We start from the raw sequence: 23,877 nt of genomic DNA, 5'->3' as shown, positions 1-23,877 counted from the left end.
GTTTATTCTACAAATAGATTTAAGATTATTATTTTTTATCCTTAAAATTTGAATTACAAATATATAAATAAAAACCTAATTATAAAAATTATTTATGATTTTATTGTAACCAATAAATAAAATTGATACAAAACTTATTCTTATCTTTTTATCAATTTTTTATTAGTGCTAAAATTATTCAATTAAGTATTGTTGTTTTGTAATAAAATGGTATCATTTATTTTCGTAATTTCGGTGGATTAAATCTTTAGAAAGTAAAATGACACACCAATCACATAATAAATTAGTTAGCTTTATTTGGTCGATCGCAGACGATTGTTTACGCGACGTTTATGTACGAGGAAAATACCGCGATGTAATTTTACCATTCGTAGTTTTACGTCGTATCGACTCGCTTTTAGAAGTTACCAAAGACAAAGTTCTTGAAGAAGTTAAATTCCAACGTGAAGAGCTTGGGCAAGTAGAATTAGATCCACAAGGGGTAAGAGATGCATCGGGTTATGTATTCTACAATACCTCATCGTGGACAATGGAGAAGCTAAAAGGTACAGCTACTAATTCTCAACAAAAACTAATCGCTAATTTTGAAGAGTATCTGAATGGTTTTTCATCGAATGTGAAGGAAATTATCGAGAAATTCAATTTAGTTGCTCAGGTGCGTCACATGGCCTCTAAAGACGTTTTATTAGATGTTTTAGAGAAGTTTACTTCACCATATATCAACTTAACTCCATTTGAAATTAACGATCCCGTAGGTCGTCCTTTACCAGCATTATCCAATCTTGGTATGGGGTATGTTTTCGAAGAGTTGATTCGTAAATTCAATGAAGAAAATAACGAAGAAGCAGGGGAACACTTTACACCTCGTGAAGTGATCCAACTGATGACTGCTATGGTTTTCGAACCAATCAAAGATAAATTACCTCCTGTTATTACGATTTATGACCCATGTTGTGGTTCTGGAGGAATGTTGTCGGAGTCAGAGAATTTCTTAATCGAAGATAGTGGAATCAGTTATGCTGGTGATATTTATCTGTACGGAAAAGAAATCAATGATGAAACCTATGCGATATGTAAATCGGATATGATGATCAAAGGGAAGAACCCAGAAAATATTCGTGTGGGTTCTACTTTATCCACGAATGAATTTTCGGGTGAGAAATTCGATTTTATGCTATCCAATCCACCATACGGTAAATCATGGGCTTCTGAAGTAAAATACATCAAGGACGGTAAAGATGTCATTGATACTCGTTTCCAATTCAAATTAAAAGATTACTGGGGAAATTGGGAAGTAGTGGATGCAACGCCAAGAACTTCGGACGGACAATTACTGTTTTTAATGGAAATGGTGGATAAAATGAAAGCACCAACTGCCAATAAAATCGGAAGTAAAATTGCATCCGTTCACAACGGTTCATCTTTATTTACTGGTGATGCAGGTTCGGGTGAGTCCAACATTCGTCGTTACATTATTGAGAATGATTTATTAGATGCCATCGTACAATTACCCAACAATATGTTTTATAACACGGGGATTACAACGTATATCTGGTTATTGAACAATAACAAACCAAAAGAACGTCAGGGATCTGTGCAATTGTTAGATGCAAATAATTTATTCCAGAAATTACGTAAAAATTTAGGTTCTAAAAACTGCGAATTAACGCCAGCACAAATCCGAGAAATTGCTCAAGCTTATTTGGATAATATAGAGGAAACGAAAGAAGGTTCTGAATTAAAAATCAAACGTTTTAAAAATACGGATTTTGGTTATTACAAAGTAAACATCGAGCGTCCAAAACGTTTACGTGCTCAGTTTACGAAAGAAGCTTTAGAAACTTTACGTTTCGATAAAGCTTTGGCTACGCCAATGCAATTAATTTACGATACCTACGGTGATTTAGCGTATGTAGATTTATCATCGAAAATAGAGGAAATTGCTAAACGTGCAGAAAAAGAAGATTGGGGTTTAAATAAAAAACAGATTGCGAAGTTAGTGGATCCTGCGACTTGGCAAAAACCAAAAGCTATTTACGACGCTGCGCTAGCTTTATGGAATCACGTTGGTGATGATGTTTTTATGGATTTTAACGCCTTTAGTTCGTTAGTGGATGATGTTGTTAAGAAGCATAAAATCAACCTTTCAGCAGCTGAGAAAAAGGCAATCTTAAACGCCATTTCTACTTACGATGCAACAGCAGAAAAAGTAATTAAAAAAGTTGAAAAACTTTCTGGTGACAAGTTAGATCAATTGCTTGATAAATTAGGATGTACGGTGGATGAATTACCATTCTTTGGCTATTACCCAACGGCTAAAGCAGGTGAATTTATTACGTATGAAACAGAATCTGATTTACGCGATAGTGAACAAATTTCGCTAAACGAAGAAATCTTAACGTATTTCCAACGCGAAGTAATTCCTCACGTAGAAGAAGCTTGGATTAATCTCGATTCAGTGAAAATTGGGTACGAAATATCGTTTAACAAATACTTTTACCAACACACACCTTTGCGTGCAATAGAAGACATTACAGCCGATTTATTAGCCTTAGAAGAACAAGGGGATGGTTTGTTGGCAGAAATCCTAAAATTTTAAGCCATGCAAACATACGAACAGTACAAAGAAAGTGGGATCGAATGGATTGGACAGATTCCTGAGCATTGGGAATGTAAACGTTTAGGTAACTGGTTTGAAGAGAGAAGAAAAAAAGTTTCAGATAAAGATTTTGAACCATTATCAGTAACTAAAAATGGTATTGTTCCACAACTTGATAGCGCTGCAAAATCAAATGATGGTGATAACCGTAAATTGGTAATTGCAGGTGATTTTGTAATCAATAGCCGATCTGACAGAAAAGGATCAAGTGGTCTTTCATATTTAGATGGTTCAGTTTCATTAATTAATATTGTGATGAAACCAAGGGGGATTTACCCTAAGTTTTCTGAGTTCTTATTAAAATCAAATGGTTTTATTGAAGAATTCTACAGAAATGGTCACGGTATTGTTGCTGATCTTTGGACAACAAGATACGATGAAATGAAGTTCATTTTTTTGGCTATCCCCCCAATCCACGAACAAGAAGCCATTGCAAATTTCTTAGACGAAAAAACAGCGAAGATTGATGCGTTGGTACAAACCAAAGAGCAACAAATCGAAAAGCTAAAAGAATTGCGCCAAGCAAAAATTCATCAAGCCGTAACCAAAGGTTTAGATGCCAATGCACCCACAAAAGATTCGGGTGTAGAATGGATTGGAGAAATTCCAGCGCATTGGGAGATGAAGAGGTTGAAGCATCTTATGAGAATTAATAATGGGTTAGATTATAAACACGTTCAGGTTGATGAAGGTTACCCAGTTATCGGTTCTGGTGGTCAATTTGCTTACGCATCTAATTATCTATATGATGGTGAAGTATTATTTTTAGGTAGAAAAGGTACTATTGACAAGCCTCTTTATTTTATAGGAAAATTTTGGACTGTTGATACAATGTTCTATTGCGTGGTAAATAATAAGGGAATTACAAAATATTTATATTATTTCTCAACAACAATTCCATTTAAATATTACTCAACGGCAACGGCATTACCAAGTATGACTCAAGGGGATTTAAATAATCATAATATTCCAACTCCCCCAATCAAAGAACAAGAACAAATTGTTGCTTATTTGGATGAAGTCACAGGAAAAATAGACGAAGCCATTACCCAAAAACAAGAACAAATTACCAAATTAAAAGAATACAAACAAAGCTTAATCAACGATGTGGTGACGGGGAAAGTTAAGGTTTGTTAATCAATACCAACTAAACGACTATAAATAAACACTATGAGCCAACATATAGAAATACATACCCAACAATTAATAGATCCAGATCATTTGTATTATTATTTAGAAGCTACTTTAGGTAGTATTAATGCAATTAAAAAATCTGATGAAGGATTATACTTTTATATTCAGGATCAATCAACGCGAGGTGTAGATTTCTGGAAAGAAAATTATGGGTACGAAATACGTTGTACCTCTATGTCGTCGCAAGCAGATTATTCTATAGCTAAAGTGTTGGTTCAATATTTTTTAGACTTTCAAAAATCAGCTGTAATTTTATTCGACAACGAACCTTGGAAATATAATAATGTTGAAAAATTACGTTTCAATACCTTAGAAAGTGACGCTAATATCATTAAAATGATGGTGCAACTGAACAATGAAACGATTACTTTATTTGGTACACAACGTCAATTTCATATAGGAGTTAATGTTCTAAATAAGTTACAGCCGGAAGTAGAAGGTTGGGATCAAAGATTGATGGATTTGTTTTTGAAAGTTCAATATCATTTACCAGAAAGTGAGAGCGATCAAGTAATGATGATTGGTAATGATGAAGAAACAAAAAAAGAGGTGAAATTGGTTAATCGTTCAACAAATTATGTTTTAAGTAAGTATGATTATTTATTATTTTCTGATGAAGAAACCAACGGAACTATAGATAATATGGTTTTGGTAACCAATGATGTATTAAATCAAAATTTACCAGAAAAATGGGAACTTATAGATGAATATACAGTCGTTGCCCCTTCTTTAACTGTTGAAGAATATTTGCTTTTAAAAGAACAACTTAAACCATATAACCAAATTCATGTTTTCGCAAAGAGGTAAATAAATTGTTATGAAAGGAAAATCTATTTTTACCAAAGAAGAGGCTGTTCGTCTAGAAGCTTTAATAAAGCAAAAATGTGAAGCCGAATCTTCTCAACAAAAAAGTATCCGGAATAAAATTCGTGATTTAGGTTTTTATGCTTCAGATTTTGGTATTTCTGGTGGTTACACGGTAACAGATTTTAAACGAGTGGTTAAAATTGTAGGTGATACTAATAAGTCGGTTGTCTCTAATAAAGTTTTCAAAAAAGTAAAGGTAAATACACCAATTAATGTCGTTAATAAAGAAACTTTTGATTTTACAGTTAATTTAAAAAATAATGTCATTTCTAGTTTAAAAAAGTTAGGATATCAAGGTTTTGTAACAATAGAAAGTGTTTATAAAGATTTAAGCTTGATTCCCAAAACTAAAGGTGTTTATATCATTTATTCAGAAAACATCAATCCAAAATTTGAAGAGGTTGGTACAGGAGGTTTTTTTAAACAAAAAAATCCAAATGTATCTCTGGATGAGCTGAATCAAAATTGGGTAAACCAATCAAACATTCTTTATATCGGTAAAGCTGGATCGTTAACAGGATCGGCAACTTTATATTCAAGATTAAAACAATATTTTGATTTCGGTAACGGAAAATCGGTAGGGCATTGGGGTGGTCGGTTGATTTGGCAAATCAACAATCCGTACCAATTAAAAGTTTGTTGGCTACCCACACCAAATAACGATCCGAGAGAAATAGAAAAAAAATTAATCAAACAGTTTATTACGCAATTTGGGCAACGACCTTTTGCTAATTTAACAAACTAATAAAATATCTAAAAATTACTATGGCTAAAAATAATATATCTTTTGATTTGAAATTTGATGATTTGTCGAGCTATCAATCTGTATTAATGAAACTAAATAGTCGAGTTACTCCAAAGCATTTAATAATGGGGAATGGATTTAGTATGGCTTATGATCATAAAATTTTTTCATATAATGCTCTGTATGATTTTATTGAAAAGTTAGAAGATTCTACTTTGTTTAAATTGTTTGAAGTAATTAATACTAAGAATTTTGAATTAGTAATGAGACAACTTGATAATTTTATTGAAATTGCCAAAGCGTTCGATAATACAGGTTCAATGATTGAGGCGTTAGAACATTCTAATCAAAGATTACAAGAGAGTCTTATTGAAGCTGTAAGTTCATTACACCCTGAACACGTTTTTGAAGTACCTAACAATGAAAGTCAATCTTGTTACAACTTTTTGGATGAATATTTGTCCAATGGAGGAAAAGTTTTTTCCACAAATTATGATTTACTTCTATATTGGATATTAATGAGAAATAATTCCAAAAAATCTATAGATGGTTTTGGACATGAACTTTTAAATCCTGTAGAAATGAGCAAAGGAGATGATCCAGTATATGATGATTTATTATGGGGGAAGTATAAAGACGAGCAAACTGTTTTTTATTTGCACGGAACTCTTCCAATATTTGACACAGGTACAGAGATAGAAAAAGAAATTTATAGAGATAGTAAATATTTACTGACTAATATTAAGGAGAGAATGCATCGTAAAGAATATCCAGTTTTTGTTACAGCAGGTAATGGAACTGAAAAATTGAATCAGATTTATCATAATAGATATCTTACTTTTTGTTATGAGAGTTTATCTAAAATAACAGGTTCTCTTATTTCTTTTGGTTTTAACTTTGGAGAATATGATGAACACATTATTGAAGCTTTGAACAAAGCTGCAAAACGTGGTGCACAATCGGGAGATAAACTTTTTAGTGTTTATATTGGGGTTTATTCTGAAGGTGATTTAGAACATATCAAGAATATTCAGCACAAATTTGATTGTAAAGTAAATGTATATAATGCACAGACTGCAAATATTTGGAGGTAATTAAAATGATTATTTAATGTCAACTCACTATAACGAACAAGCACTAGAATCTTCAATTGAAAAATACCTTGTTGGTATTTCCATGGAAGATTTAAAAAACGAAGGTAAATCCTTATCCGTATTCAACGAAGATAATCAAAGCTATATTACTGCAAACAAATATTACATTGGATCGCCAACTGATTTTGATAAAAAGTATGCCATTGATAGCAAGCGTTTCTGGGATTTTTTAGAAAGTACACATAAAGAAGAATTAGAAAAATTAAAAGTTTCTCCAGATTGGCAATTAAAGATCTTGGAACGTTTCGAGCGAATGATCAAGAAAAAAGGATTGTTGCATTTACTTAAAAAAGGATTGGATGTCGACAATGCTCATTTCACTTTATTCTACGAAGCTCCAAGTGCAAGTAGTGCGCAATCGATCAAAGATAACTTCAAGAAAAATCAATTTTCAATTACGCGTCAATTAAGGTATTCTTCGGTAAATACGGGTGAAGAAATTGATATGGTAATTTTCATCAATGGTTTACCGTTTTGTACGATTGAACTTAAAAATCCTTGGACAGGACAAACAGCTGCTGTACAAGGAATTCATCAATATAAATTTACACGAGACTTTAAACAACCATTATTAGAGTTTGGTCGTTGTTTGGTGCATTTTGCTGTAGATACAGACGAAGTGTATATGACAACGAAATTACAAGGCAAAGACACTTTTTTCTTACCTTTCAATAAAGGAAACAACTTAGGGAAAGGAAACCCTGTTAATCCAAATGGGCATAAATCGGCTTATTTGTGGGAAGAAGTTTTTCAAAAAGAAAATATTGCCAAAATCATACAACATTTTATGTTGTTAGAAGGTGCAGACAAAGATCCGTTAAGTAAAAAGTTTTACATCTTTCCTCGTTATCACCAATTGGATGTGGTATCAAAATTAATTGACGATGTACAAACAAATGGCGTAGGTGGAACATATCTTATTCAACATTCTGCTGGATCTGGAAAATCAAATTCAATTACTTGGGCTGCATTCCAATTAATTGAATTAGAAAATACAGATGGCAATCCAATGTTTGATTCTGTTATTGTAGTAACAGACAGACGTATATTAGATAAACAGCTGAGAGATAATATTAAGAGCTTCTCAGATATTAAAAATATAATTGGAGCTGCTTATTCATCCAATGACTTAAAACTCGCACTAGAGGGCGGAAAAAGGGTGATTATCACAACCATCCAAAAATTCCCTTTTGTAATTGATAATGTTGATGAAATGGGAGATAAACGTTTCGCTGTAATTATAGATGAAGCACATTCATCACAAGGTGGAACCGCTGCGGATAAAATGAACCAAGTTCTGGGGAAACTAGAAACAAATGAAGAAGGTGAAGTAGATGGTCAAGATTTAATTCTTCGTGCAATGGAAGCCAGAAAAATGAGATCTAATGCATCTTATTTTGCTTTTACAGCAACGCCTAAAAATGCTACTTTAGAACGATTCGGCGTTAAACAGGATGATGGTTCATTTAAGCCTTTTCACTTGTATTCGATGAAACAAGCAATAGAAGAAGGATTTATCTTGGATGTTTTATCGAATTATACCACATATAAAAGTTATTATCAACTTCAGAAATCAATAGAAGATGATCCTGAATTTAATACAAAAAAAGCCCAACAAAAATTAAAAGCTTTTGTGGAACGTGATGAGCGAACGATAGAAGCAAAAGCAAGAATTATGCTAGATCATTTTGTACAACAAATTTATGATCGAAAATTATTAAAAGGGAAAGCGAAAGCAATGGTTGTAACACAAAGCATAGAATCTGCAATTCGTTATTACAAAGAAATCAAGAAAATTTTAGAAGAAAAAAATAATCCATTCAAAGTGGTCGTAGCATTTTCTGGAACAAAAATGATTAATGGTGTTGAACATACTGAGTCTGGAATGAATGGATTCCCTGACACGGAAACGAAAGATAAATTTGACACAGATGAGTACAAGATATTAGTTGTTGCGAATAAATACCTTACAGGATTTGATCAACCTAAATTAACAGCAATGTATGTAGATAAGAAACTACAAGGAGTTTTATGCGTACAGGCTTTATCGCGTTTAAACCGTTCGAATCCAAAATTGGGTAAGAAAACAGAAGATTTATTTGTGTTGGATTTCTTTAATGACTCGGAAGATATCAAACGATCATTTGATCCGTATTATACCTCAACATCGTTGTCAAAAGCAACTGATGTGAATGTATTACACGAATTGAAAGAAGAACTTGATGATTCTGGAGTTTATGAATGGTACGAAGTGGAAGATTTTAATACCAGATTTTTTAAAGGTGAACCAGCAGAATTGCTAAGCCCAATTATAGATGTTGCGGCACAACGATTTAATTCAGATTTAGATTTAAATGATGATGAGAAAGCTGATCTAAAAATTAAGGCTAAACAATTTGTAAAGGTTTATGGACAAGTAGCTGCCATTATTCCGTTCGAAAAATTGGAATGGGAAAAATTATTTTGGTTTGCCAAATTTTTAATTCCTAAAATGATTGTAAAGCGCAAGGAAGACGAAATACTAGACGAATTGCTAGAATCTGTTGATCTTGCTACTTATGGTATCGAACGAGTTAAATTGAATGAAAAATTAGATCTTGATGATAACGAAACTTCTTTAGATGCAACTGGCAATTTACCACGAGGTGCGCATGCTGATGATGATAAAGCTAGACTAGAAGAAATTATTCGTGATTTTAACGAACGTTGGTTTGCGAACTGGGATGCTACCCCAGAAGATAAACGTCAATTATTCTTTACATTTACGGATAAAGTTATTACCCATCCAGATTATGAGACAAAGTATCTTAATAATCCAGATGAGCATACCAAACAATTGGCGTATAAAAAGATATTTGATGAGGTTGCATTAAGTATGCGTAAATTTCAAATAGAGTTTGCGAAGAAATTAACTGATGAGCATTTCAAGCAGGATATGCTGAATAGTACACAAAGATTTTTAAGAAGATAATTGAAGCAGGATTAGTTCCTGCTTTTTTATACTCCTCCCTCTGGAGTCCTCCTTCCGTATCCTGTTAAATTACCCTCCCTACCTTATAGGTAATAATTTGGAGCAGGTTGTCGAAAAAAATATTTTATAAAATTTATTATTAATAGTCTATTTAATTGGACATAATTTTCAATAATATTGAATATTAAGGTTTTTGTATAATTTTTTTTTAAAAAATATAAATTCATAAATAATTGTATTTTAAACACTTGATATTTATTGTCAAAATTATTTTAGGTCATAACTTGACTTTTTTGCAATTGGTTACTATGTATATATAAAAAGGGCTCATTACGCTCTTATGTAAGATATATATGAAAGAATATAAACCAATAAGATACTTTGTAGAAAATAACCTAACTACTCTTGGTTCAAAACAATTAATGAGAAATGCTTCTAAAGCCTTTATAGCTGGCGATAATTCCGTAATTAAATCTCTGACAAAAAATAATAAAATACAATATGAAATTTTGATAGACGAAATAGAGAGAATAGGAGCGCGAAAGAGAAAACCAAAGGAATCAAAGAAACCAGTCAAAATTATTAAAGAATTTGAATCTAAAACTTCAAGAAATTATATTACTGTTGTAACGATCAATTTCAAAGACTCATCAGATGTTGTATTTTATGATGATTTGGTTTTAAAATTTTTTGAATACTCTAAAAAAGATGATATGTACTATAGCATTGAAATTGATGACGATGGTTATACCCATGTGCATTTTGCTTCAACTGGAGACATTAATTCCACATATAATTATCTTAACCAGATAATAAATATTGAACTGAAATTAAATCAAAAAATAGCGATAAGTAAGAATGGGGAAAAATCGTTTGCTCCAGTTGAGATATCGCCAATGAGAGACCACCAATGCTTTTTAGATTATATTAGCAAAGAATCATTTATTATTTACTTGAACGTAGTTACTCAGAAATGGGCTTAAATACTGGTTATTAATGATAATTTTTATTTTTGTGTAAATTATCTAGTTCTTATTGTAAATAATTTGATGATCAATTGAATAGATTTGTATTTGAAATTTTACTTGGGATAAATTGGTAACTTTTAATAATATTTATAGAGTTAAAATTATTGTAGATATTACGTAATAAAGATATGTTAATATAAGTATTTTTCATATCTTTATTGAAGAAATAGTGGACTCTTTATAGAAAACCAATTTATCCAAAAATCCCCCTAATTCTCACTCTTGATAAAAACACATTTTTTAAATCATTTAATTTCAGTGGTTTAATGCATTAAGAAAGGAATTGATTGGGGCTTCGATCTTGAGAAATAACTTTACAAAATAATAAAAGCGATCAAATTTATTTGGTCGCTTTTTTTGTCAAAAGAATTTCTTACAACACAATTATATTGTTAAATTTACAATTCATTTTGATTAACTTATTGAAAAAGTTTAATTTAAAGGTTTAATTGCACTGAATATGAATACAAATAATCGACAAATTGTTTATATCCATGGACTAAATAGTTCGGCAAATTCAACTAAATTCAAAACTATTCTAAAAAAATATCCTTCAGCGATTTGTATTGAATGGAAAACGGAGGAGAATATTGCAACTATTTTATTTGAAGCTTACGAACATTTAAAAGGTTTGGTAAATGATTTGGCAATTATAGGAAGTTCTACTGGAGGGAATTTTGGTTGGCAATTGCAACAAAAATTAAAGGAAAATGGAAAATCGAGCGAATTGATTTTGTTAAATCCTTTGGTTGATGTTTCAATGAAAGTCGAAAATAATTTTCCTGAAAATCTTTCGCAGTATTTAGTTGATATGAATCGTTTCGAAAATACAACGGTTTTTCTTTCTGTGCATGATGAAGTTTTGGATTTTGAAAAACTAAAAACTTTCTTCGAAATTCAACAAAATATTTTTCCACAACAAATCGAAATCATAGAAATTGATGACAATCATCGAATACGTAACTTCGAGTCATTGTTAACGTTAATTTAATTTACGCTTTACAATTATTTAATTTTATTAACTGCATTTTTGCACACGAATCAAGAAACAAATAAACATGAGGCAATTTTTAATATTAATACTTATTGTATTTTCAATCAGTTCGTATGCGCAAGTAAAAGATTCTACAGAATCTAAAAAGAAAACTGTACAGGATTTTAAGAATATGATGTCGCCCTATTATAGCTATGGTAACGGATTGGGAATTACTTCTCCAGATAGTCTTTATCAGGTCAACATTAGATTTCGTATGCAAAATCGCATTAGTTATAATCATAACGATGGAGAAGAAGATAATATTGATGGACAAATTCGTCGTTTAAGATTGCGTTTTGATGGATATATCGGAGATCCAAAATTTGGTTATTCGATGCAATTATCTTTTGCAGCAGGTGATGTAGGAAAAGCAGAAGAGGGGAAGAATACGAATATTATTCGTGATGCGATGATCTTCTATTACCCAAATAAACATTGGAGTTTAGGATTTGGTCAAACAAAACTTCCAGGAAATAGACAACGTGTTAATTCTTCTGGAGCATTACAATTAACGGATCGATCTATCAATAATGCAGACTTTAATATCGATCGCGATTTTGGATTTCAAGTCTTATACAATAAAAGAAATCAAGAAAAATTCTCATATATTTTGAGAGGAGCTATTTCTACTGGTGAAGGACGAAATTGGACAAATTTTAAAGATACTGGTTTAGCTTATACAGGAAAAGTTGAGTTGTTTCCACTTGGAGAATTTACAAAAGGAGGGAGCAATTATGAAGGTGATTTAGTTCATGAACAAACACCAAAATTGATGCTTTCGGGAGCTTATAGTTATAATGATAGAGCGCATAGAACGGCGGGAATGTTAGGAGATGATATTGTAGGTGGAGGAACAGCTAATATAAAATCATTGTTTTTGGATGCGATGTTAAAATATCGTGGATGGAATTTGATGTATTCTTATATGAATCGTAATTCGGATAATGTATTATTTTATAACCCTGCGGATATTTCTGATTTTAATTATATTTATAATGGAGAAGGGATGGATTTTCAAGGTTCGTACACATTTCCGAAACATTGGGAGGTGATAGGACGTTATTCAACTCAAACAGTAGATAAAGATATTTTTGAGTTTACGCCAAATACAAACCAATTCACATTAGGTTTGACAAAATATATTTGGGAACATGCTTTCAAATTACAAGCAGAATTTACGTACGAACAACAAAAATTCTATAATTTGGAAAAGAAAAACAACTGGTATGCGCGTTTTCAGATAGAAATTGGAATTTAAGATATCTTATTGTAAATTAAATATCTTAGAATAAAATAAAGGTTTGATATTTGATAATATTTAATAAATTTGCAGTCTAATATCAACCCATGCAAGCCAATAAAAAAAGAAAAAGTTTAAACCGAAACGTAGAGTTCGGAACTAAAAAAGTACAATTTAAAGATGTAATTATTGTCGCAATATTAATCTTCGTAATTGTTTTAGTAATTTTGAAATTTATAAATTAATCATAAAACAAAAAAACCACTTCAAACGAAGTGGTTTTTTTGTTTTATTTCTTTTTGATGGAAACTAATTTCGAATCTTCTTTACAAATTTCTAATACAAAATCATAATCTTTCGTATTGTCTTTGCTTTTATAGTTTGCCAAATATTCTCTACAAGGAACCTGATCTTTTTTCGAGTGATCAAAATCAACTTTACTTCTTTTGAATAATTCTTTTTTCAAGAATGTAGAATCTAAATTTTCTGCTTTTAAAAATGCCTGAGCTTCTGGTGAAATAGCTAATCTTTTTGAAAAAGCTTCATCCAAAACCCTTGCATTTGGAAAGTAATTACATGAGAAAGCACGAGGTCCAAACGCCATTGCGACGAAAACTAACCCAATTCCAACTCCCATCAAATACTTCATAAATCTTTGCGTAAACGTCATATGATCAATAAATTAATGTCGTGAAATGGTAAATCAAACCAATCACATAAGTTCTTTTTTACAATTCTTCCTTTGTACAAATATACGCCATTTCTTATAGTTTTATCCGATTGTACCACATTCGCAAAACCAGATTCTTCTGAAATTTGGAATAAATAGGACAAGAAATAATTGCTCAACGCTTTGGTAGAGGTACGTGCGACGCGAGAAGTGATGTTAGAAACCGCATAATGAATTATATCATTCTTAATAATAATTGGATGATCATGAGTTGTTAATTCAGATGTTTCGAAACATCCACCTTGATCAATGCTCACATCAATAATCACAGCGCCAGCTTTCATATTTTGCACCATCATCTCAGTTACAACACAAGGTGTACGTGTTTCTCCTCGAAGAGCACCTATTGCTAAATCGCAACGTCGCAAAGCTTTTCCTAATTCTTTTGGATCTAATGTAGAAGTAGAAACTCGTTGACCGATATTTTGCTGTAATCGTCTTAATCTTGTTAATGAATTATCAAAAACACGAACCGAAGCGCCTAAACCTAAAGCTGTTCTTGTCGCATTTTCTGCAACCGTTCCAGCTCCAAGAATCACGACTTCTGTTGGTCGAACGCCTGTTACACCGCCCATCAAAATTCCGTTTCCTCCGTTTGTAGAAGACATCAATTCGCTTGCGACTAAAATTGCCGTTGTTCCTGCAATTTCACTTAATAAACGAACGACTGGTAAATGATTTTGTTCATCACGAATAAATTCAAATCCAACAGCGTTTACACGTTTTGTAATTAATTTCTGAAAATATTCGCGTCTTAAAGTATTTGTTGGGACAGATGAAATAATCAATGCATTTGGTTTCACCCAATCAATTTCATCTAAAGTAAGTGGACCAACTTTTAGAATAATAGGTTTCTCGAAAACGGCTTGCGTATTGTAAGAAATTTGCGCGCCTGCTTCCGAATATTCTTTATCCGAATAATTTGCACCTTCTCCTGCTCCGGTTTCTATCGTAACTTGATGTCCATTATTGACTAAAATTTCGACTGCATCAGGAGAAAGACAAATTCTTTTTTCTTGATTATTTGTTTCTTTTGGAATTCCAATATCAAAGCGTTCTTTCTTATGAGGAATCTCTAAACGCTCGGGTTGAGGAATAAGATCTTCCTGAGAAAAAGGCGTGAAAATATTTTTTCCGTCCATATACTATTAACTAAAATTTAAATGACGAACGCCATCTACATTTTTCAATGTAATTGTGTGGTGCTCATCTGGTATAAAGTTAGCAATTTTATTTGGCCATTCCATTAAACAATATTGATTAGAATATAAATATTCTTCAATCCCAAAATCTAAGGCTTCATCTTCATGATTTAGACGATAAAAATCGAAATGATAAACTTTTCCTTTATCTGTGTCATATTCATTTACAATCGAAAAAGTCGGGCTCGAAACTTCATCATTTGTTCCCAAAGCTTTTACAAACTCTTTGATAAAAGTTGTTTTTCCAGCTCCCATTTCTCCTTCGAAAGTGATTAATTTATACTGAAGTTGATCGATTATTTTTTGAGCAACTTCTGGTAATTCGTCTAAATTATTGATGATAAATTCCATTTAAATTTTTGGTGTTAAAACAACCATTGGGATAATTATTTCCTCCAACGAAATTCCACCGTGTTGGTAAGTGTTTTTGTAATAATTAACGAAATGATTGTAATTTTTTGGATACGTTAAAAATAAATTTTCTTTTGCAAAGATATACTTTGACGTAACATTAACCTTAGGTAAAAGGAATTTTTCTGGTTGCTCAACCGCCAAAACATCTTTCGGATCGTATTGCAATTGTTTCCCCAATTTATAACGCAAATTTGTACTCGCTTCTTTGTCGCCAATCACCTTCGTAGGCTCTTTTACGTAAATTGTTCCATGATCGGTTGTTACAATAATTTTCATCTTTTCTTGCGCCGCTTTTTTCACAATTTCCATTAAATATGAATTCTCAAACCAATGTTTTGTGATCGAACGATACGTTTTATCATCACGAATAATTTCTCCAACAATTTTGTTGTCTGTTTTCGCATGCGAAAGAATATCGATAAAGTTGTAGACAATTACATTTAGATTATTCTTTTTGTAATTATTAAAATCATCTGCAATTTTTTTCTCGAAATCAGAATTTAAAATTTTGAAATAATTATACGATAAATCGCCAAAACCAAGACGTTTTAATTGTTCTCCTAACAATTCTTTTTCGTACATATTTTTATTTCCTTCATCGGTATCATTCAACCAATATTCAGGATATTTTTTCTCAATTTCCAACGGCATTAAACCCGAAAAGAACGCATTCCTCGCATATTGAGTTGCCGAGGGTAAAATACTATAATATAAATTTTCGGCTTCTGAATTATAATAACGATTGAAAATTGGCTCAATAACTTTCCATTGATCGTAGCGTAAATTATCCACCATAATCAATAAAACATTTTTATCTTTTCCAAGATGAGGTCGAACCAATTGATTGAAAATTGTATGCGATAAAACGGGACGATCTTCGTCCTCGTGCAACCAATCTTCGTAATTACGTTCTATAAATTTGAAGAAAGCTGCATTTGCTTCACTTTTCTGGTTTTCGATGATTTGAGAAAGTGCTGTATCTTCGATATTTTCAAGTTCAAGTTCCCAAAAAACTAATTTTTTATAAATTTCTTGCCAATCCTCATAATCGCGTGCATTCATCATATCCATTGTGATATTTCTGAATTCCTGTTGATAATTGATCACTGTTTTTTCAGAAATAATTTTCGATGCGTCCAAAATCTTTTTCAAACTCAATAAAATCTGATTTGGATTAACCGGTTTAATTAAATAATCTGCTATATGTGAGCCAATTGCATCTTCCATGATATGTTCTTCCTCACTTTTTGTGACCATAATAACAGGAAGATTTGGACGTAATTCTTTAATTTTTGGTAAAGCTTCCAAACCGCTTAAACCTGGCATATTTTCGTCGATTAAAACCGCCGCAAAGTTCTCTTTTTCTATTTCTTCTAATGCATCAGTCGCATTATTTATCATTGTAGTTTCGTAACCTTTCTTCTCTAAAAAAAGTTGGTGTGGTTTCAATAAATCGATTTCATCATCAATCCATAAAATTTTTATAGCCATTTGTTATATTTTTATTTTTTATATTGATTTCTACTTTTAGAATTATTCCAAATATAGCGATTACGGAAATGTTAAAATCAAAATTGTATGTTAAACAAAATTGTAGTTTTCCCAAAATTTGCGATGATTATTTAGCATAAATAATTCCAAAAATGATTTTTATCTAAAATATTTTATAAAAACTATTCTTAATCAAAAAAGTAACGTTCTGAATGAGTAAAAATTCTTATCTTTGCCGACAAAACAGTACGTTTGAATCCATTAAACAATAATAAGTTGAAGATAGTAAATGATCCAGTTCATGGATTTATTACGATTCCAAACGAGCTTATTTATCAGATTATTCAACATCCATATTTTCAGCGACTTCGTAGAATTACGCAAACTGGATTAACAGAAATGGTTTATCCAGGAGCGAGACATTCTCGTTTTCATCACGCTTTAGGTTGTATGCATTTGATGCAAAAAGCCTTAAATATTCTCAAAAGAAAAAACGTCGACATTACTCCAGAAGAAGAAAATGGAGCTTTAATCGCGATTTTATTGCATGATTTGGGACACGGACCTTTTTCTCATTCTCTTGAACATTCTATAATTAATGGTTCGCATCACGAAGAAGTTTCGCTTCGTTTGATGGAAGAATTGAATCAAATTTTTGATAATCGATTAGCTCTAGCTATTCAAATTTTTAAAGGAAATTATCCGAAAAAGTTCTTGTCACAATTAGTTTCGAGTCAGTTGGATTGCGATCGCATGGATTATTTGAAGCGCGATAGTTTTTACACAGGAGTGGTAGAAGGAAATATCAATCCGGAACGAATTATCTCAATGATGAATGTCTCGAATGATGAGTTGGTGATAGAAGCAAAGGGAATTTCGTCGGTCGAGAAATTTTTGATGGCGCGTATGTTTATGTACATGCAAGTGTACATGCATAAGAAATCGTTTACAGCAGAGAATTTTTTGATTAGCGTTTTGAGAAGAGCGAAAGAATTGACAAAAGCGGGAGAAAATCTTTTTGCAACGTTTGCTTTTAAATATTTTTTAGAAGAAAATGAAGTAGGAAGTTTATCGAAAGAAGGATTAGAAATTTTTACCCGTTTGGACGACTCGGATGTTTTATCAGCGATAAAAGAATGGCAGTTTCATGATGATTTAATTTTGAGTAAATTATCAAAAAATATCATTCAGCGTACATTACCAAAATCATATTTGATGGATACAAAATTATCCGAAGAAGAAATTTTGGTTGAAAAAAATAGAGTAGAAAATGCTTTAGGAATTGATGATGCAAGTTATTTTGTGGAACAAACAACGATAAAAATTATTCCGTACGAAAAATCAAAAAGTCCAATAAAGGTTTTATATAAAAATGGTGAGGTAAAAGAAATTTCGAGTTCAGAAAAAAGTTTGTTAACGCAATTTTTGCAACAAGAAATTACAAAATATCATTACCACAGCGTTTAAATAGTGATTTGAAGAATTTGACAAAAAAGTTAAATAACTTAAATAATCATTTTATAAATTTAAGAATAATTATTAGTTTTGCAGACTATGAAATTTAAAGCTGCAGAGATTGCGCAATTATTGCAAGGAACCGTAACAGGTGATGCAAATGTAGAGGTTTCCACATTATCGAAGATAGAGGAAGGAAAAGAAGGTTCGATTTCGTTTTTGGCTAATCCGAAATACGAGCATTTTATCTATACAACAAACGCTTCTATTGTGATTGTGAGTAAGGATTTTGTGGCAACAGATTCTATTTCGTCTACATTGATTGTGGTTGAAGATGCATATCAAGCCTTTACAAAGCTGTTGCAGTATTACAATACGATAAAAAATAATAAAGTTGGAATAGAAGAATATACGAAAGTAAATTCTACTGCGCAACTAGGAGATAATGTATATGTTGGAAGTTTTTCTTATATTGGAGCTAATGTTTCGATTGGGAATAATGTAAAAATATATCCAAATGTAACGATTGGCGATCATGCTAAGATTGGTGATAATACCGTTTTACATTCAGGCGTACAAGTGTATGAAGAGTGTGAAATTGGTCAAAATTGTATCATTCATTCTAATGTTGTGATTGGTGCTGATGGTTTCGGTTTTGCGCCAAATCCAGATGGTTCTTTCGAAAAAATTCCTCAAATAGGAAATGTTTTGATTGAAGATAATGTCGAAATTGGAGCAGGATCAACAATAGATAGAGCAACAATGGGATCTACAATTATTCGTAAAGGAGTAAAATTAGATAACCAAATTCAAATTGCTCACAACGTTCAAATTGGAGAGAATACTGTTATTGCTTCGCAAAGTGGAGTAGCAGGATCTACAAAAATTGGACGTAATTGTATGATTGGAGGTCAAGTTGGTATCGCAGGTCATTTGACAATCGGAGATTTTGTACAAGTACAAGCTCAGAGTGGTATTAATGGTGATGTAGAAAGTAAAACGCAATTGTATGGTTCGCCAGCAATCGAAGCGTCAAGCTTTAGAAAATCGTATGTACATTTTAGAAAGTTTCCAGAAATTGTGAAACGAATCGATAAATTAGAAAAAGAGAACAAACAAAAGTAAAAGTTAATGTCTGATAAACAAAAAACTTTAGCGAATGAAGCCGTTCTAAAAGGTGTTGGCTTACATACAGGTAAATTTGTTACCTTAACATTTAAACCAGCCGAACCAGATACAGGATTTGTATTTGTTAGAACAGATTTAGAAGGTCAACCTCAAGTAGAAGCTGATGCACAATATGTTGTGAGTACAGCTAGAGGAACAACTTTAGAGAAGAAAGGAGTTAAAGTACATACAACAGAGCACGTTTTGGCGGCTTTGGTAGGTATGGATATTGATAATTGTTACATTGAAATTGACAATGCAGAACCACCAATTATGGACGGTTCTTCTCGTTTTTTCGTTGAAGCAATAGAATCTGCTGGAATTGTAGAGCAAGATAAAGACAGAGAATATTATAGAATTAAAGAAATTGTAACGTATGTAGATCCAGAAACAGGATCAGAAATCACTGCGATTCCTGCAGATGAATACCAAGTTACAGCAATGGTAGATTTCGGAACGAAAGTTTTGGGAACTCAAAATGCAACTTTAACATCTATCAAAAACTTCAAACAAGATATCTCTCAAGCAAGAACATTTTGTTTCTTACATGAGTTAGAGCAATTGTTGGAAGCTGGTTTAGTAAAAGGTGGAGATTTAGACAATGCAATTGTTTATGTTGACAAAGAAATTACGCCAGAAACAAAAGAAAAATTATGTAAAGCGTTCAATAGAGATGATGTTTCTATTCGTCCGAATGGAATCTTGGATCACTTGACTTTACACTATCCAAATGAAGCTGCACGTCACAAATTATTAGATGTTGTGGGAGATTTGGCTTTAGTAGGTAAAAAATTGAAGGCTAAAATTATTGCAACAAAGCCTGGACATCATACCAATACAAATTTTGCAAAGAAATTAAGCAAACAAATTAAATTAGCGCAACGCAATAAAGTGCCAGAATTTGATTTGACAGCAGAACCAGTTTATGATATTAATGATATCATGAAGTTATTACCACATCGTCCACCATTCTTATTGATTGACAAGGTAATTTCTAAAAGTGCAACAGGTTTAATCGGCGTGAAAAATGTAACGATGAACGAGCCTTTCTTTGTTGGACATTTTCCTAAAGAACCTGTTATGCCAGGTGTATTGCAAATTGAAGCAATGGCACAATTAGGAGGGTTATTGATTTTAGGAGAATTAGAAAATCCTCAAGATTATTCAACTTATTTCATGAAAATTGAAAGTGCTAAATTTAAACGCAAAATCATTCCAGGTGATACATTGGTGTTTAAATTAGAGTTGGTTGAACCAATTAGAAGAGGAATTGTTCATATGCAAGGAATTGGATATGTAAACAATCAAATTGCTGTGGAAGCAGAAATGATGGCAGTTATTACAAAAGAATAATTAAAGAAATGGAAGTTATGAATCATCCGATGGCATATGTTCATCCAACTGCAATAATAGGTGAAAATGTTACAATCAGCCCTTTCTCTTCTGTTTACGAAGATGTAGAAATTGGTGATGGAACATGGATTGGTCCTAATGTAACAATTATGTCAGGAGCACGTATTGGAAAAAATTGTAAAATTTATCCAGGTACGGTAATTTCTGGTGAGCCTCAAGATTTGAAGTACGAAGGTGAAAAAACTTTAACATATATTGGTGACAATACAACAATTCGTGAATGCGTTACTGTAAACAAAGGAACTAATGCATTAGGTTATACTAAAATTGGTGACAATTGTTTGATTATGGCAACTGCACATATCGCGCACGATTGTGTTGTAGGAAATAATGTCGTAATCGTAAATGCGGTTGGTTTAGCAGGACATATAGAAGTTGGAGATTTCGCTTTTATTGGTGGTTATAGTGCAGTTCATCAATTTACAAAAATTGGAGAACATGCTTTTGTAGCTGGTGCGACACAAATTCGTAAAGATGTTCCTCCGTATGTTAAAGCTGCAAAAAATCCTGTTGCTTATGCAGGAGTTAATGCAATTGGATTGAGAAGAAAAGGTTTTACATCAGAAGAAATCTTCGAAATTCAAGGTATTTACAGAATTTTATATCAACAAAAAAATAATGTATCTCAGGCTGTAGAACAAATCTTAGAAAAATTCCCAGATTCACATTATCGTGAAGTGATCCTTGATTTTATCAATACAAGTGATCGTGGAATTATGAAAGGATATAGCTCGGGAGTTTAATAAAATAACAATAGAATAAATGGCAACAACTTCTGATATCAGAAAAGGTTTATGTATTATTTTTAATAATGATACGTATAAAATTATCGAATTTTTACACGTAAAACCAGGTAAAGGACCTGCTTTCGTTCGTACAAAATTAAAATCATTAACTAACGGAAAAGTATTAGACAATACATTCTCTGCTGGTCATAAAATTGAAGAAGTTCGTGTAGAAACACGTAACTACCAATATTTATATGAAGATGATAATGGTTTCCACTTCATGAATAATGATGATTTCTCTCAAGTTTATTTAAACAAAGATTTGATTGATAATTCGCAATTTATGAAAGCTGGTGACGAAGTGAAAATCTTGTTCCGTGCTTCTGATGAAACAGCTTTAGCAGCTGAGTTACCAACTACAGTTGTAATGGAAATTACATACACAGAGCCAGGTCTTAAAGGTGATACAGCTACAAATGCTACAAAACCTGCAACGACAGAAACTGGTGCTGAAATCCGTGTTCCTTTATTCATCAACGAAGGTGATAAAGTAAAAATCAACACAGAAGATGGTTCTTATGTAGAACGTATTAAAGAATAATTATTCTGAAATATAGATAAAAAAAGCGACCTTTTGGTCGCTTTTTTTATTACAATTTTATTGTAACTTTTTCGCTAGAGCATGTCGTTTCTTTATCTATTTTCTTGACAAAAATTGTAGAACCTAAGAATTCATTTTTGATTGTGATAGATGATGAATCACTCCCTTTATAAACCGTTTTATTCTCTTTTGGATCGAAATTATAGATTCTATTTCCATCTTCATCCAACCATTCGAATTTATATTTCTTATCGTCAGTATTTTTTAAAGTAAGTATAATCGTTCCGTCTTTTTTATTCTGTTTGATACTAACTTTTTCAGAAAAATTAATTTTTTCTAAAACAGTAATTTGAATTGCTTTTCGTTCAGATTTTTTGTTGTTCCAATTACTTTCAACATAATAAGTCTTATTCTCAGTAATAGTTGGACTAATAATATTGCTTCCTTTTACAAATGGTTGAGTAGAATTTAGCTCATCATACCAAAAATATTCAACTTTTGCTTCTGGATTTTTCACCGTTAGTGCCTGATGTTCATTGTAACAACTTTCTTGTTTTTCACCCCATGTCAAAACTGGTGGAGTTAAACTCTCATTATTAGGTTTTGTAATTTCCCATTGCGTTGTGTACATATGATTCGCATGATTTTCTTTTCTTACTAATTGCGTTGTATCCGTCACTTCAGCTCTTAAAATATTTTTTTCTAAGTTGAATTGACCTTTGTTTAGATGAATAGAATCTAAATTTTCTGCAATCAATTTATTATTCAAAATCCATTTTACTTTCAGGGTATTTGGAACTGGTTTTACTAAATTAAGAGTAAAAGCATTCATGTTTTCTGTGTTAACAGGAGTATCAACAGCGGGTTTTGTAGAAATAATTGGATTTGTTTTTTGATGAATTACTTCAATAAATTCTTCTTGACAAACATTACAAAAAGGCGCGATTAAATATTGCATTTTACAGAATTCGTGCGGACGAAACCATTGTGCTCTTGCATCTTTTTCGCCATATGCATAAATTCCAATTCCATTTGTCCCAATCCAATTTTTCCAAGGAACATCTTGTATATTCTGTGTTTTATTTGGACCAGGAACCGTATACAACGGACCAGACCAATATTCGTCTGATAATTTTGCAAACGAATGTCCAATTTCGTGAACAGCGATATCATTACTTTTAAAATTAACTGTTGTCGTCGCAAATTCTCCTCCAGAACCACCATAAAAAGGAGAATTAACAAGAATTACAACTTGACTATAATTGGGAATATTATCTTTCAGAACTTGTAATACCTTTTCATTTTTCGTTGGAACAACTAAACGATGAATTCCAGAAATATCAAAACTACTTCCGAAAATTGTATTTGGATTAGTTTTCGGAACTTCATATTTCTTTACAAATTTATTATAACGTTCAGGTAACTGATCCCAATCTACTTTTTCTGTGGGACATTCTTTGGTAGAATATGGGTGAATTGCACCAGATTCCTCAGAAATACTATTTATAACAAATACATTAAAATAATTGATATATTGACTTAATGGTTCCGTTTTGAAAAAATAGTCTGTAAATCGTTTTGCATCTTCTTTATAATATTTTAATTCGTCTTTTGTATAACCATCTGCTAAAACAACAAGGTTGATAATGTTTTTATCACTTCCCTGATATTGTAAGGTATCAATTTCGAATTTTTGTGCTGATAGAGTTGAAACTGTAAATAGAGTGGTGGCTAGAAAAAATAATCTTGTTCTCATAGTTGTATTTTGAAAAAATAATACGC

General features: G+C 31.9%; 19 protein-coding genes. 14 read left to right on the top strand and 5 right to left on the bottom strand.

Going from position 1 to position 23,877, the window contains the following annotated elements:
• Positions 1-259: 259 nt before the first annotated feature.
• The 9 genes from ACTS9J_RS11180 (at position 260) to ACTS9J_RS11140 (ending at position 12,912) form a co-directional block, all read left to right on the top strand.
• Positions 260-2,599 (top strand): type I restriction-modification system subunit M, encoded by a 2,340-nt coding sequence (locus ACTS9J_RS11180; RefSeq protein ID WP_448353247.1) that lies wholly within the window; start codon positions 260-262, stop codon positions 2,597-2,599.
• A gap of 3 nt (positions 2,600-2,602) precedes the next feature.
• Positions 2,603-3,796, top strand: a complete 1,194-nt coding sequence (locus ACTS9J_RS11175) for a restriction endonuclease subunit S (RefSeq protein ID WP_448353246.1) — start codon at positions 2,603-2,605, stop codon at positions 3,794-3,796.
• A 33-nt stretch (positions 3,797-3,829) separates the two neighbouring features.
• Positions 3,830-4,660, top strand: coding sequence for a hypothetical protein (locus ACTS9J_RS11170; protein WP_448353245.1), 831 nt, complete (start codon positions 3,830-3,832; stop codon positions 4,658-4,660).
• 10 nt (positions 4,661-4,670) lie between these two features.
• Entirely contained in the window at positions 4,671-5,465 is a 795-nt protein-coding gene (locus tag ACTS9J_RS11165; RefSeq protein ID WP_448353244.1) for a hypothetical protein, read from the top strand.
• A gap of 20 nt (positions 5,466-5,485) precedes the next feature.
• Positions 5,486-6,559, top strand: coding sequence for a DUF4917 family protein (locus tag ACTS9J_RS11160; RefSeq protein WP_448353243.1), 1,074 nt, complete (start codon positions 5,486-5,488; stop codon positions 6,557-6,559).
• A 16-nt stretch (positions 6,560-6,575) separates the two neighbouring features.
• Positions 6,576-9,590, top strand: a complete 3,015-nt coding sequence (locus ACTS9J_RS11155) for a type I restriction endonuclease subunit R (RefSeq protein ID WP_448353242.1) — start codon at positions 6,576-6,578, stop codon at positions 9,588-9,590.
• Between the two features lie 353 nt (positions 9,591-9,943).
• Positions 9,944-10,573 carry a hypothetical protein gene (locus ACTS9J_RS11150; protein WP_448353241.1) on the top strand — a complete coding sequence of 210 codons (630 nt, stop codon included), beginning with the start codon at positions 9,944-9,946 and terminating at the stop codon, positions 10,571-10,573.
• Positions 10,574-11,078: 505 nt separating this feature from the next.
• Complete coding sequence (locus ACTS9J_RS11145) at positions 11,079-11,609, top strand: YqiA/YcfP family alpha/beta fold hydrolase (protein WP_286485445.1); 531 nt, start codon at positions 11,079-11,081, stop codon at positions 11,607-11,609.
• A 67-nt stretch (positions 11,610-11,676) separates the two neighbouring features.
• Positions 11,677-12,912 carry a porin gene (locus tag ACTS9J_RS11140; RefSeq protein ID WP_180904677.1) on the top strand — a complete coding sequence of 412 codons (1,236 nt, stop codon included), beginning with the start codon at positions 11,677-11,679 and terminating at the stop codon, positions 12,910-12,912.
• A 271-nt stretch (positions 12,913-13,183) separates the two neighbouring features.
• Here ACTS9J_RS11140 and ACTS9J_RS11135 read toward each other — a convergent pair whose 3' ends face one another.
• The 4 genes from ACTS9J_RS11135 to porX are packed head-to-tail and all read right to left on the bottom strand — an operon-like array spanning position 13,184 to position 16,731.
• A complete protein-coding gene (locus ACTS9J_RS11135; protein ID WP_147280013.1) occupies positions 13,184-13,543 on the bottom strand; it encodes a hypothetical protein in 360 nt (119 codons plus the stop codon).
• Between the two features lie 17 nt (positions 13,544-13,560).
• A complete protein-coding gene (locus tag ACTS9J_RS11130) occupies positions 13,561-14,766 on the bottom strand; it encodes an alanine dehydrogenase (protein WP_448353240.1) in 1,206 nt (401 codons plus the stop codon).
• 6 nt (positions 14,767-14,772) lie between these two features.
• Complete coding sequence (gene tsaE / locus ACTS9J_RS11125; RefSeq protein ID WP_291090274.1) at positions 14,773-15,177, bottom strand: tRNA (adenosine(37)-N6)-threonylcarbamoyltransferase complex ATPase subunit type 1 TsaE; 405 nt, start codon at positions 15,175-15,177, stop codon at positions 14,773-14,775.
• Positions 15,178-16,731, bottom strand: a complete 1,554-nt coding sequence (gene porX, locus ACTS9J_RS11120; protein WP_291063273.1) for a T9SS response regulator signal transducer PorX — start codon at positions 16,729-16,731, stop codon at positions 15,178-15,180. It lies immediately after the preceding gene.
• A gap of 276 nt (positions 16,732-17,007) precedes the next feature.
• On the opposite strand from porX, the gene ACTS9J_RS11115 reads away from it, so the two are divergent.
• The 5 genes from ACTS9J_RS11115 to efp all read left to right on the top strand — a co-directional run bounded on the left by ACTS9J_RS11115 (position 17,008) and on the right by efp (position 22,095).
• Positions 17,008-18,198: an HD domain-containing protein gene (locus ACTS9J_RS11115; protein WP_291063275.1), complete on the top strand. Its 1,191-nt coding sequence runs from the start codon at positions 17,008-17,010 to the stop codon at positions 18,196-18,198.
• 87 nt (positions 18,199-18,285) lie between these two features.
• The gene (gene lpxD, locus ACTS9J_RS11110; RefSeq protein ID WP_115001039.1) at positions 18,286-19,311 is read left to right on the top strand and encodes a UDP-3-O-(3-hydroxymyristoyl)glucosamine N-acyltransferase; all 1,026 of its coding nucleotides are present in this window, start codon (positions 18,286-18,288) and stop codon (positions 19,309-19,311) included.
• Positions 19,312-19,317: 6 nt separating this feature from the next.
• Positions 19,318-20,706, top strand: a complete 1,389-nt coding sequence (locus tag ACTS9J_RS11105) for a bifunctional UDP-3-O-[3-hydroxymyristoyl] N-acetylglucosamine deacetylase/3-hydroxyacyl-ACP dehydratase (RefSeq protein ID WP_135835139.1) — start codon at positions 19,318-19,320, stop codon at positions 20,704-20,706.
• 17 nt (positions 20,707-20,723) lie between these two features.
• Complete coding sequence (gene lpxA, locus ACTS9J_RS11100; RefSeq protein ID WP_115002092.1) at positions 20,724-21,509, top strand: acyl-ACP--UDP-N-acetylglucosamine O-acyltransferase; 786 nt, start codon at positions 20,724-20,726, stop codon at positions 21,507-21,509.
• A 19-nt stretch (positions 21,510-21,528) separates the two neighbouring features.
• On the top strand, positions 21,529-22,095 hold the full coding sequence (gene efp / locus ACTS9J_RS11095) for an elongation factor P (RefSeq protein ID WP_038336113.1): 567 nt from the start codon (positions 21,529-21,531) through the stop codon (positions 22,093-22,095).
• A gap of 49 nt (positions 22,096-22,144) precedes the next feature.
• Here efp and ACTS9J_RS11090 read toward each other — a convergent pair whose 3' ends face one another.
• A complete protein-coding gene (locus ACTS9J_RS11090; RefSeq protein ID WP_286496220.1) occupies positions 22,145-23,851 on the bottom strand; it encodes a M64 family metallopeptidase in 1,707 nt (568 codons plus the stop codon).
• Positions 23,852-23,877: the final 26 nt, after the last annotated feature.

The sequence above is a fragment of the Empedobacter sp. ULE_I140 genome (assembly GCF_053482575.1).
This window is presented reverse-complemented; position numbering and strand designations above follow the sequence as displayed.